Origin of the sequence: Nonomuraea sp. AD125B (genome assembly GCF_041402765.1) — a bacterium.
Lineage (GTDB): Bacteria > Actinomycetota > Actinomycetes > Streptosporangiales > Streptosporangiaceae > Nonomuraea > Nonomuraea bangladeshensis.
In genome coordinates this window covers 314,218-329,139 of record NZ_JBGLOU010000012.1, presented here as the reverse complement: position 1 = coordinate 329,139, position 14,922 = coordinate 314,218, and the positions used below count along the sequence as shown (strand labels likewise).

General features: G+C 73.6%; 13 protein-coding genes. 6 read left to right on the top strand and 7 right to left on the bottom strand.

The window, feature by feature from the left end; genetic code table 11:
* Positions 1-100: 100 nt before the first annotated feature.
* Positions 101-571, top strand: a complete 471-nt coding sequence (locus ACBR40_RS30745) for an ATP-binding protein (protein WP_371251013.1) — start codon at positions 101-103, stop codon at positions 569-571.
* A gap of 92 nt (positions 572-663) precedes the next feature.
* Positions 664-2,007, top strand: a complete 1,344-nt coding sequence (locus ACBR40_RS30740) for a hypothetical protein (RefSeq protein WP_371251012.1) — start codon at positions 664-666, stop codon at positions 2,005-2,007.
* Positions 2,008-2,012: 5 nt separating this feature from the next.
* Here ACBR40_RS30740 and ACBR40_RS30735 read toward each other — a convergent pair whose 3' ends face one another.
* A complete protein-coding gene (locus ACBR40_RS30735) occupies positions 2,013-3,374 on the bottom strand; it encodes a DHA2 family efflux MFS transporter permease subunit (RefSeq protein ID WP_371251011.1) in 1,362 nt (453 codons plus the stop codon).
* Positions 3,375-3,459: 85 nt separating this feature from the next.
* Here ACBR40_RS30735 and ACBR40_RS30730 point away from each other — a divergent pair, with 85 nt between their 5' ends.
* Both ACBR40_RS30730 and ACBR40_RS30725 read left to right on the top strand, forming a co-directional pair.
* The gene (locus tag ACBR40_RS30730; protein ID WP_371251010.1) at positions 3,460-4,446 is read left to right on the top strand and encodes an Lrp/AsnC family transcriptional regulator; all 987 of its coding nucleotides are present in this window, start codon (positions 3,460-3,462) and stop codon (positions 4,444-4,446) included.
* 18 nt (positions 4,447-4,464) lie between these two features.
* A complete protein-coding gene (locus ACBR40_RS30725) occupies positions 4,465-6,663 on the top strand; it encodes a polysaccharide lyase 8 family protein (protein WP_371251009.1) in 2,199 nt (732 codons plus the stop codon).
* Here the strand turns inward: ACBR40_RS30725 and ACBR40_RS30720 are convergent.
* The 3 genes from ACBR40_RS30720 to ACBR40_RS30710 are packed head-to-tail and all read right to left on the bottom strand — an operon-like array spanning position 6,644 to position 8,687.
* Positions 6,644-7,042, bottom strand: a complete 399-nt coding sequence (locus ACBR40_RS30720; RefSeq protein ID WP_371251008.1) for a VOC family protein — start codon at positions 7,040-7,042, stop codon at positions 6,644-6,646. The two genes, ACBR40_RS30725 and ACBR40_RS30720, sit on opposite strands and share 20 nt — an antisense overlap.
* 53 nt (positions 7,043-7,095) lie before the next feature.
* The gene (locus ACBR40_RS30715) at positions 7,096-7,863 is read right to left on the bottom strand and encodes a helix-turn-helix domain-containing protein (RefSeq protein ID WP_371251007.1); all 768 of its coding nucleotides are present in this window, start codon (positions 7,861-7,863) and stop codon (positions 7,096-7,098) included.
* Positions 7,864-7,868: 5 nt separating this feature from the next.
* Entirely contained in the window at positions 7,869-8,687 is an 819-nt protein-coding gene (locus tag ACBR40_RS30710; RefSeq protein ID WP_371251006.1) for a patatin-like phospholipase family protein, read from the bottom strand.
* Between the two features lie 107 nt (positions 8,688-8,794).
* On the opposite strand from ACBR40_RS30710, the gene ACBR40_RS30705 reads away from it, so the two are divergent.
* Positions 8,795-9,274 (top strand): VOC family protein, encoded by a 480-nt coding sequence (locus ACBR40_RS30705; RefSeq protein WP_371251005.1) that lies wholly within the window; start codon positions 8,795-8,797, stop codon positions 9,272-9,274.
* A gap of 15 nt (positions 9,275-9,289) precedes the next feature.
* On the opposite strand, the gene eno is transcribed toward ACBR40_RS30705, so the two are convergent.
* Positions 9,290-10,564, bottom strand: coding sequence for a phosphopyruvate hydratase (eno, locus tag ACBR40_RS30700; RefSeq protein ID WP_371251004.1), 1,275 nt, complete (start codon positions 10,562-10,564; stop codon positions 9,290-9,292).
* 179 nt (positions 10,565-10,743) lie between these two features.
* On the opposite strand from eno, the gene ACBR40_RS30695 reads away from it, so the two are divergent.
* The gene (locus ACBR40_RS30695) at positions 10,744-12,087 is read left to right on the top strand and encodes an FAD-binding oxidoreductase (protein WP_371251003.1); all 1,344 of its coding nucleotides are present in this window, start codon (positions 10,744-10,746) and stop codon (positions 12,085-12,087) included.
* A 184-nt stretch (positions 12,088-12,271) separates the two neighbouring features.
* Here ACBR40_RS30695 and ACBR40_RS30690 read toward each other — a convergent pair whose 3' ends face one another.
* Positions 12,272-13,099 (bottom strand): WbqC family protein, encoded by an 828-nt coding sequence (locus tag ACBR40_RS30690; protein ID WP_344208771.1) that lies wholly within the window; start codon positions 13,097-13,099, stop codon positions 12,272-12,274.
* Positions 13,041-14,828 (bottom strand): ElyC/SanA/YdcF family protein, encoded by a 1,788-nt coding sequence (locus ACBR40_RS30685; protein ID WP_371251002.1) that lies wholly within the window; start codon positions 14,826-14,828, stop codon positions 13,041-13,043. Before ACBR40_RS30685 ends, ACBR40_RS30690 begins: the two co-directional genes overlap by 59 nt.
* Positions 14,829-14,922: the final 94 nt, after the last annotated feature.

Genomic DNA, 14,922 nt, shown 5'->3' with positions numbered 1-14,922 from the left:
ACGATTTCTCACCGGAAACATCGAGCCGGACGGCCGTCTCGTGCGTACACGTTTCGACAGCCGCTTCAGTTCACCCGTGAACCCCCGGAAGCGAGACGTTATGACGACCACCCTGCGATCGCCCCGCCGGCGCGGGACGCGGTACGTGTGGCCGCTGCGGGAGGACGCCCGGACGGTCGCTCACGCGCGCACGGTCATCCGGCGGCACCTGTCGGACCTCGGCCTGCACCCCGACCTCGTCCACGACGCCGTGCTCATGGTGAGCGAGCTGGTGACCAACGCCTTCATGTACGGGGAGGCGCCGTACGAGCTGCTGCTGCACGTGGACGCCAAGGACATCATGTGCGTGGTCGTGGACGGCGGCCCCGCCCCGCCCGAGCCCGGGCCGCCCGACCTGGAGGCCGAGCACGGGCGCGGCCTGCGCATCGTGGCCCGGCTCTCCGACGGCTTCTACGGCTGCCACCCCCAGCGTTACGCCACGCGTCCCGAGCTGGTGGGCAAGGGCACCTGGTTCGCCCTGCCCCGCCAGGGGCCGGCGTGCGCCGTCGTGCCGATTCGTTCTGGGACATAGCTTATTAAGTCAGGACTTCCCGGCTACAGTGTCAGCCGCGAGCCGTGGATGATCTTCGTCGAGGGACGGGCCCCGGCCGCCCTGGAGGCCGTATGTCTGTCTGGATCCCGCGTGCCGGCGCCGCGGTCGCCGTCCTCGCGCTCACCGCGACCCTCACCGCCTCACCGGCGTCGGCCGCAGCCGCGCGGACCTACTACGTGGACGCCGTCAACGGCAGCGACGCGGCGGCCGGCACCTCGCCCGCCACCGCGTGGAAGACGCTCACCAAGGCGTCCGGCGCGGCCCTCGCCCCCGGCGACCGGCTGCTGCTCGCCCGCGGCAGCACCTGGCAGGGGCAGCAGCTCGCCATCACCGGCTCGGGCACCTCCGCCGCGCCGATCGTCGTGGACGCCTACGGCACCGCCGCCGCCCGCCCCGTGATCACCGGGCACGCCGAGGCGTGCGTGAGCCTCGAAGGCGCCCACATCGAGCTCTACAACCTGCAGATCGGGATCGCGCGAGACGGCGCGCGCTGCACGTGGGCCGGAGTGAAGGTCTCCGGCGACGACAACGTGGTCGAGCGCAACCTCATCACCGGCGCCGCCGCCGGCGTCTACATCGAGCAGGGCACGCGCTACACGGCGGTGACGGCCAACGACTTCGTCGACAACGACCACATGAGCACGCTCACCCCGAAGGACGTCGACGACAACGACGACTCGGGCGCGTTCGCGATCCTCGTCCAGGGCGACGACTCCAACATCGGCTGGAACGAGATCCGCGGCTCCTCCGCCTTCAGCTACGACTACGGCACGGACGGCGCCGCCGTCGAGATCTTCCTCGGCTCGCGCAACCGGATCCACCACAACATCGCCGTGGACAACGAGACCTTCACCGAGCTCGGCACCAGCAGGGACGTCAACCCCGACGGCAGCCCGTCCGACCCCGACGGCACCTCGGGCAACGTCTTCGAGTACAACGTGATCACCGGGCCGGAGACCCAGGCCGCGCTGGTGACGAGGGGGCCGCAGGAGCCCGGCGAGGATCCCGACCCCAACGGCCCCGTCCTCGGCACCGTCTTCCGCAACAACAGCGTCCGCCTCACCCACGCCGACTCCCAGGGCGTGATCTGCGACGCCTCCTGCACGAACGCGCACCTGTCCATGTCCCAGAACATCGTCCAGGCCGTGGTCAAGACCGCCTACGGCCCCGGCGTCACCGACAGCCACCACAACGTGTTCTTCGGCGCCCGCCAGCACCAGATGGGCGGCACCGCCAACGTCACGGCGGACCCGCTGTTCGACCTGACCGACGCCGCCCAGCCGCTCAGGCTCCGCGCCGGCAGCCCGGCCATCGACCTCGGCGTGACGCGGTTCAGCGACCAGGACGTCGCCGGGCGCGCCATCGACGGCAGCGACGGCCCCGTGGACGCCGGAGCCCACGAGTACGACAAGTAAGCGGGTCAGCGCCGGACGGCGGCGAGGACCAGCAGCCCCGCCGCCAGCCCGGTCAGCGCGGCGGCCAGGTAGACCTCGTTCAGCGCCGCGTACGCCGCCCTGCCCCCGCCCTGGTAGAGCAGGCCGAGCGCGGCGACGCCGAGCGCGTAGCCGAGCTGCCTGACCGTGTTGACCGCGCCGGCCGCCATGCCCGCCCGGTGCGGCGGGACGGCGCCCATGGCGGCCGAGTTGAGCGCCGGGATGGCGAGGCCCACGCCGACGCCGACCACCACCAGGCCGGGCGCGAGCGCGGTCCAGCCCGTGTCCGGGCCGAGCCGGCCCTGGAGGAACGCGCCCGCGGCGATGAGCAGCAGCCCGCCGCCGAGCGCGACGCGCGGCGACAGCCGGGGGAGCAGCCGGGCGGCGGCCACCGAGACCACCAGGGACGTGACCGCCATCGGCGACAGCGCCACCCCCGCCAGCACCGGCCCGAGCGCCAGGGACTGCTGCAGCCAGAGCGAGGTGAAGGCGAGGCAGGCGAAGGCGGCCGGCATGAGCAGCCCGGCGCCCGCCATGATCCCGCTGAACGACCGGTTCGCGAACAGCCGCAGGTCCAGCATGGGCCGCGGGCTCCGCAGCTCGATCACCAGGAACGCGGCCAGCGCCACCGTGGCGGCGGCCAGCGGCCCGAGCGTCCGCGCCGCCGCCCAGCCGTGCTGCCCGGCCTTGATCAGCCCGTACGTCAGCGCCCCCGCCGCCACCGTGAACGTCGCCATCCCCGCCCAGTCGAGCCCGGCCCCGCCCGGCAGCCGCGACTCCTTGACCGAGCGCAGCGTGAGCCAGGCGGCGACCAGGCTGATGGGCAGGTTCACCAGGAAGATGGCCCGCCAGTGCAGGTGCTCGGTGAGCAGGCCGCCGAGCACGGGCGCGACGGCGGCGGCGGCCCCGTTCACGCCGCCCCACACGCCGAACGCGATGCCCCGCTGCCGCCCCTCGTAGGTGGCGCTGACCAGGGCGAGCGTGGTGGCCATCATGGCCGCGCCGCCCGCGCCCTGCACCACCCTGGCCGCCAGCAGCAGCGCGCCGTTCGGGGCGACCCCGCAGGCCAGCGAGGCCAGCGCGAACACCGCCAGCGCCACCAGGTAGACCCGCCGGCGGCCGGCGTGGTCCGCGACGGACCCGGCCGCCAGCAGCAGGGCGGCGAGGGCCAGCGCGTAGCCGTCGAGCAGCCACTGCGTGTCGCCGAACGACATCCGCAGATCGGCGGCGATCGGGGGGAGCGCGACCATGACGATGGTCACGTCGACGAGCAGCATGAAGGCGCCGAGGCAGGCGGCGACCAGCGGCCGCCAGCTCGCGGTCGTGGTGGGGGTCGTCACTTGTGTCATGAGTGCCAAGGTCGGGGACGGATGCCGGTCCTTGCCCGAAAACCGGGCCGTTCTGCCGGATTTCCGTGCGAGCTACGCTCCTGTGGTGGAAAACATCACGCTGGACGAGGTGGACCGGGGGCTGCTGCACGCGCTCCAGGTGGACGGGCGGGCCTCGTTCAGCCGGATCGCGGACGTGCTCGGCGTGTCCGACCAGCGGGTGGCGCGCCGCTACCGGCGGCTGCGCTCCACCGGGATGCTGCGGGTGGTCGGCGTGGTGGACGGGCGGCGGCTCGGCTACGAGTCGTGGGCGCTGCGGCTGCGGTGCACGCCCGACGCGGCGAGCTCGATCGCCGAGGCGCTGGGGCGGCGCCCCGACACGTCCTGGGTGCACCTGCTGTCCGGCGGCACCGAGATCTCCTGCGGCACCCTCCAGCGCACGCCCGCCCAGCGGCAGGAGCTGCTGCTCAACAAGCTGGCCAGGACGAGCCGGGTGCTGTCGGTGGTGGCGCACCGGACGCTGCACGTGTTCGTCGGCGGGCGGATCGGCTGGGCCGGGCTGGCGGCGCTCTCCGCCGACCAGGTGGCCCGCCTGGAGGCCGGCCGGGCGTACCCGGGACACGGCTCCACCGGCGAACCCGTCGTCTCCCTGAGCGCGGGCGACGAGGCGCTGCTCCGGGCGCTGTCGCTGGACGGCCGGGCGGTCCACGCCGACCTCGCCGCGGCCACCGGCTGGTCGGAGTCCACGGTCAAGCGCCGCATGGAGCAGCTGTGCGCGGCCGGCGTGCTCTTCTTCGACATGGACGTGCTGCCCCCGCTGCTCGGCTACCAGGTGGAGGCGCAGCTCTGGATGTCGGTGCCGCCCGCCGAGCTGCACGCGACGGGACGGGCGCTGACCCGGCATCCCGAGGTGGCCTTCGCGGGCGCGACGACCGGCCCGCACAACCTGGCGGCCAGCATCGTGTGCCGCGACGACGCGGCCTTCTACCGCTACCTGACCGAGGACCTGGGCGCGCTGCCCGCGATCCGCCAGATCGAGACGGCCCCCATCATCCGCACGATCAAACGCGCCGGCGCCCTGCTGCCCGGCTGAGCGCCGATAATCGGAAGGGTGCGGCGGCGGGCGTTCCTGCGGGCCGGCGGGGTGGCGGCGGCCGGGGTGGCCGGGGCGCTGACGCCGGCCGGGGTCGCGCGCACGCCCGACGACTGCTTCGTCCGCTTACGCCGCCGCTGGCGCGAGCTCGCCGCGGGCTCCGGCTACGACCCGGCGGCCGAACCCTACCGGGCCGAGCTGGCCGCACTGGGCCGGGCCGCCGCCCGTCACCTGGACACGATGGCGGCGGGGCCCGGCCGGCTCTGGCCGGACCAGCCGTTCCCCTCCTTCGTCGCGACGCCGCGCCGCCTGCGGACGATGGCCCGCGCGTACGCGCTGCCCGGCACCGGCCTGACCGGCGACCCCGCGCTCGCCGAGGCGGTGGCCGCCGGGATCGACCACTACCGGCGGCACGTGTACGCGGCCGGCGCCTACCCGGCGGGCAACTGGTGGCACTGGCAGATCGGCGTCCCGAAGGCGCTGCTCGACGCGTCCGCACTGGTCGAGCCGCAGCTCGGCGAGGAGCGCCGGCGCGCGCTGGCCGGGGCCGTGGACCACTTCGTCCCCCAGCACCGCCTCGGCTCCTACAGCGGCACCAGCACCGCCGCCAACCGGGTGGACCTGTGCCTGGTGATGCTCCTGCGGGCCATGCTCGACGGCGACCACGGCAGGGCGGACCTCGCGGTCGCCGCGCTGGCGCCGGTGTTCCGGTACGTCGGCGAGGGCGACGGCTTCTACCGGGACGGCTCGTTCATCCAGCACGCGTACGTCCCCTACCAGGGCTCCTACGGGGTGACGTTGCTGTCGGGCGCGGCCGTGATCTTCGCGCTGCTGCGCGGCTCGCCGTGGGAGGTCACCCATCCGGTGGCCTTCGAGGTGGTGGAGCGCTCGTTCGCGCCGTTCGTGCGCGACGGGGCGTGCATGGACCTCGTGAGCGGGCGTGCCGTCGGCCGGCGCCCCTTCGGCGACCACGAGCGGGGCCACGCGCTCGCCGACGCGATCCTGCTGCTCGGCGAGGTGGCCCCGGCCGCGTACCGGGCCCGCTGGCAGGCGCTGGTGAAGGGCTGGGCGGCGCGGAGCGGTCACCGGCCCGCGCTGGAGCCCGCCGCGCACGCCCGCCTGGCGGCGGTCGAGGCCGATCCCGCGGTGCCGGCCGCGCCCGAGCCGGTCGGGCACCGGCTGCTGCCGATGAGCGCGCGGGCGGTGCACCGGCGGCCCGGCTGGTGCGCGGCGCTCAGCATGTCCTCCGACCGCATCGGCCACTACGAGCACGGCAACGGCGAGAACCCGCGCGGCTGGCACACCGGCTCGGGGATGCTCTACTGGTGGGCGGACGGCCACGGCGAGCACTACTCCGACGCCTTCTGGCCCACCGTCGACCCCTACCGCCTGCCCGGCACGACCGTCTCGGCCAGGCGGCTGCCGGACGGCGCGGGCGGCGCGTGGGGCGACACCCGTACGCCGTGGCGGTGGGTCGGCGGGGCCACGGACGGCACGTACGCGACTGTCGGCCAGCACCTGAGCGGGCTGGAGAGCACGCTGGAGGCGTTCGCGTCGTGGTTCTTCCTCGACGACGCCGTGGTCTGCCTCGGCGCGGGCATCACCGCCGAGGACGGCACGCCGGTCGAGACGATCGTCGACAACCGCAGGACCGCCGCGCGGCTCACCCAGGGGGAGGGCTGGGCGCATCTGGAGGGCCACGGCGGCTACCTGGCGCCCGGCGGGCGGCTGCGCACGCTGCGGGAGCGCCGCGCGGGCGGCGGGTTCGCCCGCGACTACGTCACGCTCTGGCTCGACCACGGCGTCGACCCGCGCTCGGCCGGCTACCACTACGTCCTGCTGCCGGGCGCGACGCCGGAGGAGACACGGGCCCGCGCGGCAGACCCCGGCCGCGTGCGGGTGCTCGCCAACAGCACCGGCGCGCAGGCCGTGCACGTGCCCGCCCTCGGCCTCACGGCGGCGAACTTCTGGCTCGCCGGAACGGCCGGCGGCCTGACCGCCTCCGCCCCGTGCGCGGTCCTGGCCCGCGAGCACGGCGACGGCACGGCCGCGCTGGCGGTGTCCGACCCCCGCCGCGACCTGGAGGAGCTGGAGGTCACCTGGGACCGGCCGATCGCCGGCCTGCTCGCCGGGGACGCCCTCCTGACCGGCTCCACCCTGTCCTTCCGGGGTCTCGCCGCCCGTGAGGGCGCCTCGGTCACCGTACGTCTGGCTTGAGCTCTCCGGAGATGATCCACAGGTGGCCGAACGGGTCACGGACGCGGCCCGAGCGCTTGCCGTAGGGCCGGTTCTCGATCGGCACGACCACCTCGGCGCCGTGGGCGACCATGCGTGCCCCGACCACGTCAGGGTCGTCGACCTCGATCTCCACGAGCACCGCCGACCCGCCGAGATCGTCGGGCGACAGCCACCCCCACGCCGCGACGGCCGGCGAGACCCGGAAGGACGCCCCGCCGACGCGGTGATCGATGACACTGGGCCTGCCGTCGTCGCCCGGAGGGGCGCTGAACACCTGCTCAGCGCCCAGGGCGGCCTGGTAGAACGCCGACGCGAGTTCGGGGTCGGGCACGACGAGCCGGGGAAAGAGAGACGTCATGCGCCCATCGTCGGGCCGGGCGGAGGCGACGGTCTTGAAGATTTGGGCACGCCCTACGCGGTGAGTCCTTCGACGCGCAGCCACTCGGCAGGCGTACACCCGGCCATGACCCGCCATTCCCTGGTGAAGTGCGCCTGGTCGGCGAACCCCGCCGCGGCGGCCACCGCCGCCAGGCTGACCGTCCCGGCACGGGCGGCGGCCACGAGCCCGCCACGCGCGGTCTCGAACCGCAGGAGCCGCTGGTACTCCTTCGGCGTCACCCCCAGCTCCCGCCGGACCGTACCGCTCAGGTGACGCCGCGAGCACCCGAGCCGCCGAGCCGCCTCCTGCACCCGACTGGCCCCGGACAGCGCCGCCAGCACGGCCCGCAGCTCCTCACCCCCGCTGTACCGCGTCCGCCCGGCCAGCAGGGCGCTCTCGACGACGGCCCGGCGTTGCGGCCAGGACCGGCACGCCGCCAGCCGCTCCGGCAGGTGCGCCATCGCCGGAGCCACGTCGGCGAGATCGGCGACCTGCCCCGCCAGCGCCGCCGCCGGCACCCCCAGCAGCGCGCCCGCCCCCGCCGGGCTGAGCGTCAGCCACACGCCCCGCGTGCCGCCCACCTGCCGCAACTCGGCCGCATCCAGATGAAGACCGGCGACAACGGCCCGGAACCGCTCACGCGAGCCGGACCGTCCAGGCCACCCGATCTCCAGCGAGTCCGCCTCGGGGATGGTGACCGACACCGTGGACGAGGGCAGCCCCCGATGCGTGCCGTCCGCGCCGAGCTCATAGGGGCTCAGCGTCACCACGAACGGCGCCAGCGCGGCGGACCTCCGCACGTCGGTCACCCCCAGAAGGACGCGACCCTGGTCGCCGCGGCCTTGCCCTGGGCGTAGCCGGCCTCGGCGCTCGGCGTGCGGGAGGCGGGGGAGAGGGGGTCGGCGCCGAACGCGGCCAGCGACGCCTCGTCGGGCTCGATCACCTCGACCGCGCCGCCGAGCCCGCTCCACGAGGGCTCGCCCAGCTCGGCCATCGGCGCGATCACCAGCACCGGGTCGAAGCCCGCCGCGAGGTCGGCGTTGGTGGACGAGCGCACGCCGCCGTCCGTGTACGCCGCCCCGCCGATCCGTACGCACGGCCACACGCCGGGCACCGCGCAACTGGCCGCCACCGCGTCGACCAGCTCCACCCCCGACCCGGGCGTGAACAGGCGCGGCTCGCCGGTGTGCGCGTCGACCGCCGTGATCACCAGGTCGCGGGCCGGCCAGGTGTGCACCGGCAGCCGGGCCTCGATGACCGCCCGCCGCTCGGCCTCGGGCACCGTCGAGGCCGCCAGGGCCAGCTCGCCGACCTTGCGCCGCTGCTCGGCCGGGTCGGGCGAGCTTCCGTACGCGGCCTGCAACCGGGTCCACAGCTCCGCCATGTCGACCCCGCTCGCCAGCTCGGGCGTCTGCAGTGCGGGGTCGGTCTGCCGGGCCAGCAGGTCGGCGAGCGGCAGGCCGGAGGTGACCTGGGCGGCCACCGTGGCGCCCGCCGAGGTGCCGACGATCCGGTCGGCGGCGGTCACGCCGACGCCCGCGTCGGCCAGCGCGGCCAGCAGGCCGGTCAGCCACGCGATCCCGGCGACCCCGCCGCCGCCCAGCACCAATGCTCTTCTGTTCATGTGCGAACTCCCCGCGAAAAAAATCCGGCCGCCGTGTCGATCCGGCCGGAGCCCGTTCGACGCGTTGTTGACGAAACGCCATACAGGCTAGTGAAAGGGGCTCGACGATGACTCAGAAGATCACGACGTACCTGTGGTTCGACCACCAGGCCGAGGAGGCCGCCACCTTCTACACCTCGTTGTTCGCCGGCTCGCGCATCGTGCGCGTGCAGCGCAACGGCGACGCCGGCCCTGGAGAGGCCGGCACGGTGATGCTGGTCGAGTTCGAGCTGGCCGGGCAGCGCTTCCTCGCGCTGAACGGCGGCCCGCACTTCACCTTCAACGAGGCGGTCTCGCTGTACGTGGACTGCGAGACGCAGGAGGAGGTGGACGAGCTGTGGGCGCGGCTCACGGCGGACGGCGGCGAGGAGTCGCAGTGCGGCTGGCTCAAGGACCGGTGGGGCCTGTCCTGGCAGATCGTGCCGAGCCGGCTGCCCGAGCTGATCACCGACCCCGATCCGGGCCGGGCCGGGCGCGCCATGCAGGCGATGCTCCGCATGGGCAAGATCGACATCCGGGCGTTGGAGGAGGCCGCCGCAGCGGGCTGACCAGGGGAGGGCGCGTCACCGCTCGGCCAGCCCGTACGGCAGGTCGGGCCGCTGCCCGGCGATGTGCATCAGCCGGTTGTACTTGATGACGCGCTCGCCGCGCGCCGGCGCGCCCCCCTTGAACTGCCCGCAGCCGGTGGCCACGGCCAGCTCGGCGGCGAAGTCGTCCACGGTCTCGCCGGAGCGGTGGGAGACCATGCGCGCGTAGCCGTGCTTGCGGCACAGGTCCATGGCCTGCATCGTCTCGGTGACGGTGCCGGCCTGGTTGACCTTGATGAGCGCCGCGTTGGCGATGTTGCCGGCGATGCCCTGCTCGATGACGGCGGGGTTGGTGCAGAAGACGTCGTCGCCGACGAGCTGGAGCCGCTCGCCGAGCCGTTCGGTGAGCAGTCGCCAGCCGTCGGCGTCGTCCTCGGCCATGCCGTCCTCGATGCTCCAGACGGGGAAGTCGGCGGCCAGGTCCGCGTACATCTCGACCAGCTCCGGGCCGGACAGCCGCTCGCCGGCGACCTCGTAGGCGCCGTCGGGGCGGCGGAACCGGGTGGCGGCCGGGTCCAGCGCGATGGCGACCTGGTCGCGGGCGGCGGTGTAGCCGGCGTCGTCGATGGCCCGCATCAGCGCCGACAGCACCTCGCGGGGCCGGGTGAAGTCGGGCGCGAAGCCGCCGTCGTCGCCCTGCCCGGTGGGCCGGCCGGCGGCGGCCAGGTTCGCGCGCAGCACGGCGTAGATCTCGGCCCCGGCCCGTACGGCCTCCGCCATCGACGGCGCCCCGATCGGCGCGATCATGAACTCCTGGAAGTCGAGCTGGTTCGAGGCGAGCATGCCGCCGCTCACCATGTTGAAGTGCGGCACCGGCATCCTGGGCCGCACCGTGGACGGGGACAGGAACTCCCACAACTGCTGTCCGTGCGCCGCCGCGACGGCCCGCGCGACGGCCATCGACACGCCCACGGTGGCGTTGCCGCCGAGCCGGCTCTTGTCCGGCGTGCCGTCCAGCTCGATGAGTGCCTGGTCGACGTCGGCGAGCGAGTACCACGGCCGGCCCTTCAACCGGTGGAAGATGGTGCCGGTGATGCGTGCCGCGGCTCGCGTCACGCCGGCGCCGGCGTACCTGCCGCTGTCGCCGTCACGCAGCTCGACGGCCTCCAGGGCGCCCGTGGAGGCGCCGGAGGGAACGCCGGCCCACCCGGTCGCGCCGCCGGCCAGGGTGAGGGTGACCGACAGGGTGGGGCGACCGCGGGAGTCCAGGATCTGCATGGCGCCCAGGTCGATGATGTGGAACGCGCACACGTTTCCTCCAGATTCGGTGCGTCACCGTCCCCTCGACGGTGTCATGGTCGTCGGCACGTACATAGGGCAGATCAACCTGACTCTCTTGGACAAGTCCGGCACAAGTCACATCCAACCCAGCGTTTAGCGCTCTGGTCCACCCTTGGCGATCGACGACACCGCCACGACAGGGGGATCACATGACCATCGACGACAGGGCGCTGCGCGGGCTGACGCTCTCCGCCGGCGACGACGGCTTCGAACAGGCGGCGCTGCCGTGGAACCGCGCGGTGCCGCAGCGGGTCTCCGTCGTGGTGGAGGCCGAGGGCGCCGCCGACGTGGCCGCCGTCGTACGCCAGGCCGCCGCGTCCGGGCTCCGCGTCACCACGCAGCCGAGCGGGCACGGCGCCACCAGCGGCCTCGACGGCGAGATCCTGATCCGTACGTCCCGCATGCGCGCCGTGGAGATCCGCCCCGACGAGCGCGTGGCGCGGGTCGAGGCGGGGGCCTCGTGGGGCGAGCTGCTGGCCGCCGCCGCCAAGCACGACCTCACCGGCCCCGCGGGCAGCTCGCCCGTGGTCAGCGTGACCGGCTACACCCTGGGCGGCGGCCTCAGCTGGTACGGCCGCGCCCACGGCCTGGCCGCCAACGCCGTGCGCGCGCTGGAGATCGTGGACGCCGAGGGCGCCACGTCCCGCGTCACCGCCGACTCCGACCCCGAGCTGTTCTGGGCGCTGCGCGGCGGCGGCGGCGACTTCGCCGTGGTGACCGCGCTGGAGCTGGAGCTGTTCCCCGCGGCCCGCCTGTACGGCGGCCGCCTGCTGTGGCCCGCCGCCCGCGCCGCCGAGGTCATGGCCGCCTTCCGCGAGATCACCGCGAACGCGCCCGAGGAGCTGAGCCTGTGGTTCACCCTCGCCGAGTTCCCGCCCTTCCCCGAGGTGCCCGAGCCGCTGCGCGGCCTCGCCGCCGTCATGGTCGACCTCACCTTCCTCGGCGACGCCGCCGCCGGCCGCGAGCTGGTGCGCCCGCTGGAGTCGGTGCCCGGCGCGCTGCTGGACACGCGCGGCGAGCTGCCGGTCAGCGAGCTGGGCTCCATCTGCGCCGAGCCGACCGAGCCCATGCCCGTCCTGTCGCGCGGCGAACTGCTGACCGACCTCGGCGACGACGCCGTGGCGGCCCTGCTGGGGGCGACGGCCGAGGGCATCGCGCCGCTGGCCACGGTCCAGATCCGCCACCTCGGCGGCGCGCTGGCCCGGCCTCAGACGGACGGAGGCGCCTGCGGGCACCTGGCGGAGCCGTACCTGCTGAGCATGATCGCCCCCGCGCCGGTGCCCGAGCTGGCGGCGGCGGGGACGGCCAGGATGGGCGCGATCGCCGGGGCGCTGGCCTCGCACACCACCGGCTTCAAGCCGTTCACGTTCCTCGGCGACGGCGAGTCGGCCGCGGCGGCGTTCCCGGCCGCCACGCTGGAGCGGCTGCGCGACATCAAGCGCGCCCGCGACCCGCACGGGATCTTCCGCTCCAACTTCCCGGTCCTCGGCTGAGCCCCCGGCCGGGTCGCCGCCGCCCGGCGACCCGGCCGTTCTTCGGGTCGAACACACAACGTCCCCAGCACATGCGCGCGAGCGGCGGTCAGATCGTGGACCGAGCCCGGCTCGACATCGGCGATCCACCGGGGAAGCCCGCTGGGAGCCGAGAGCGCTTGGAGGTCGCCGGCGGATGCCTGACTCAGAGCGCATTGGGCTCGCCGGCGGCCCCGCTGGACCTCGCGGGCTCACCCGCCAGCACCCGCGCCTTCAGCGTCTCGAACTCCTGCCGCAGCGCATGCGGGCCGGCAAGCATCAGGGCGTGTACGGCGCTCATCTCGCGAGCCGATTCCCAGATGCCCGACGCTGGGGTTCGGAACGGGAGGATCTCGATCGAGCGAACCTGGAACGCGGGCGGCTCCAGGTACCGCATGCCTCCGGTTCCGCACAGGTACGTCGTCGCGCCGGTCAGCCACGCGAGGTCGGCGAGCCGCTGCGACCGCCCGCCCCGTGCGAACAGATCGCTGCTGTGGAGAATTCGTCCCGGCCACCTGACCTGTTCCAGCAGCAGGCGCGTGGACAACTCGGTCACGTCAACCAACCGGTCGGTGCTCTCGAACCGGGCAAGGAGAGATTCGAGCCGCCGCCTGAACGGCGGCCAGTGGATACTGCGCCGATAGTGGTCGGCGAGGAGCTGCGCGATGCGACGCCGACAGCGCGCGGGGTCGGCCAGACGAGCTCCCCGGATGGACGTCGAACGGCCGTGCGGCAGGTGGGTCGCTATGGAGAGCCACTGTGCCTGTCCCGAGCCGTCGAGTGAGCCGAGGCGCGTGCGGTGCTGGTAGTCGCGCCGGGTGAACTGGACGTCGTCCATGACGATCCAGTAGTCGGCGGCGTACAGCTTGGCCAAGGTCGAGAGCCGGGGGAAGAGGTTCGGCTGGTGGATCGCGCACACCTCGCCGTACGGCAGGTCAGGACGGCAGAAGTCTGCTGTCGAATCCGGCGCGGAGAAGAGCCTGATAGGCGTCATGGACCTCTCCTGGTACGGGCTGCTCGATGGCGTAGCCGAGCTTCGGGTACTCGATCACGCGCTGGAGGTCGCCCACGAGCATGTCGACGACCAGCTTTGGATCACCGATCGAGCTGACGTAGTCGTCCAGCTCCAGCGGCTCGGAGGCGCACACCACCTCGACCTCCGGCCACACCTTCCGGGCGGTGGCGTAGGCGCGGCGCTCCATGTACGGCTTGGAGATCAGCAATACCGACGCAGGTTCGACTCCGGAGTCCGCCAGGACCTGCCGCGACAGGCTGATGTTCTGCCCGGTGTTGGTCGCGTTCGGCTCCAGCAGGATCGCTTCGTCGGGCATACCGAGTTCCACGGCGTGCTCGCGGTAGTGGACGGCTTCGCCGCGCGGGAACCGGGCTGCGGTGGTGGGGCTGGTGGCGCCGGTGAAGACGAGCAGCGGGAACCATCCGGCGCGGTACAGCCTGACGGCCGCACGCGCGACGCCGAGATCATGGCTGCCCAAGCCGATGGCCACATCGCACCGGCGCAGGTCGTGGCGCATCTGGTGGTAGCCCCAGACGGTGCGGGCGTGCCGCCACTGCTCGTCGGTGATGACCTGCTGCTGCTTGACGCTCACTCGGCTGCTCCCTGGTCGCCGTGGGAGGGGAGGACGGACGTTCCCCTGGTGGGTCCGCTGGATGCCCTCGATGCTGCGCAGTTGGTGCGCGAGCCCGTGCTGTGCCGCCTCTCGCGCGGCACGGTCGAGGATCACCAGCCCATCATCCACGGTGTCCCGGTCAGAAAGCAGGATGTGCCCGTAGGCCGTCTCCAGCCGTACCCGTTGCATGGGGGCATCGGTGACGGCGGTGGCCCGGGCGAGGTCGATCAGGCGTAGGGCCTCCGCCAGGTTCCCCGCGCCGCGGTGAGCCAGGGCGAGCTTCTGGTGCGCGACCGACCAGTCCTCGGGTTCGCCGATGCCCTCGAACTCCCGGATGGCGGTCGTCATCAACCGGGCGGCGTAGTCGTACTTGCCGTTCTTGCTCAGGGCGGTCCCGACCCACAGGCGGGCGCGTGCCCGGTCGCGCGGTGAGAGCCGGTCGTCGACGGCCAGCACCTCGTACTCCTGGGCGGCTTCGTTCAGTTGGCCCGACATCTCGGCGACGACCGCGAGCGACAGATCGAGCTGGGCGACGCGGCGCGGGATGTCGAGCTGGGTGTAGACGGAGCGAGCGTTGAGGTAGGAGCGGCGCGCGGAGAGCGGGCCGGTCACCGCGCCCTGGTCGCGCTGCAGGTCGCCGAGCAAAGTCGTGGATCGCGCGAACAGGTAGAGGCCCTTGTCGTCCAGGGTGTGCAGGTCGTAGCGGGCCAGCCATCGGTTCAGCAGGTCTGCGGCGTAGTTGAAGCTCTGGCGGCCGAGAGCGACCACGGCCCGGTCGAGGTCGTCCGTCCACGTCTCGTACTCCCATGCTCGTGGTCCTACGCGGGTGACCCTGAGCCCCTGTTCCGTGCCCTGACCGAGTTCCAGCAGCAAGGTCTCGAACCGCAGGTGGGTCGCCGAGTCCGCGCGAGCGAGCGCGGTGTCCAGGATCGCTTGGGTGTCCGGTCGCGGCCGCGTGGAGGAGCCGAAGTGGTCCCACTTCGCCACGGTGCGGGGTGCCACGCCGAGGTGTAGGGCGAACGTACGCACGCTCATTCGCAGCGCAAGCCGCAGCGCACGGGCTTCCAGGCCGGTCCACTCATGCACGGTCGTCACGACGCTGCTCCCTTCCACGGCCATGGAAGCACGGAGAGATACCGGGAGCTCACGCAAGTGCAACGAAAGTGCGACAGCGGTTCGTATCCAGGCA

What these genes read in the sequence shown, in the direction of transcription:
- ACBR40_RS30745 (WP_371251013.1), top strand. Translation starts at nt 101, where the DNA reads ATGACGACCACCCTGCGATCGCCCCGCCGGCGCGGGACGCGGTACGTG.
- ACBR40_RS30740 (WP_371251012.1), top strand. Translation starts at nt 664, where the DNA reads ATGTCTGTCTGGATCCCGCGTGCCGGCGCCGCGGTCGCCGTCCTCGCG.
- ACBR40_RS30735 (WP_371251011.1), bottom strand. Translation starts at nt 3,374, where the DNA reads ATGACACAAGTGACGACCCCCACCACGACCGCGAGCTGGCGGCCGCTG.
- ACBR40_RS30720 (WP_371251008.1), bottom strand. Translation starts at nt 7,042, where the DNA reads ATGACGTCTCTCTTTCCCCGGCTCGTCGTGCCCGACCCCGAACTCGCG.
- ACBR40_RS30710 (WP_371251006.1), bottom strand. Translation starts at nt 8,687, where the DNA reads ATGAACAGAAGAGCATTGGTGCTGGGCGGCGGCGGGGTCGCCGGGATC.
- ACBR40_RS30705 (WP_371251005.1), top strand. Translation starts at nt 8,795, where the DNA reads ATGACTCAGAAGATCACGACGTACCTGTGGTTCGACCACCAGGCCGAG.
- ACBR40_RS30695 (WP_371251003.1), top strand. Translation starts at nt 10,744, where the DNA reads ATGACCATCGACGACAGGGCGCTGCGCGGGCTGACGCTCTCCGCCGGC.
- ACBR40_RS30690 (WP_344208771.1), bottom strand. Translation starts at nt 13,099, where the DNA reads ATGACGCCTATCAGGCTCTTCTCCGCGCCGGATTCGACAGCAGACTTC.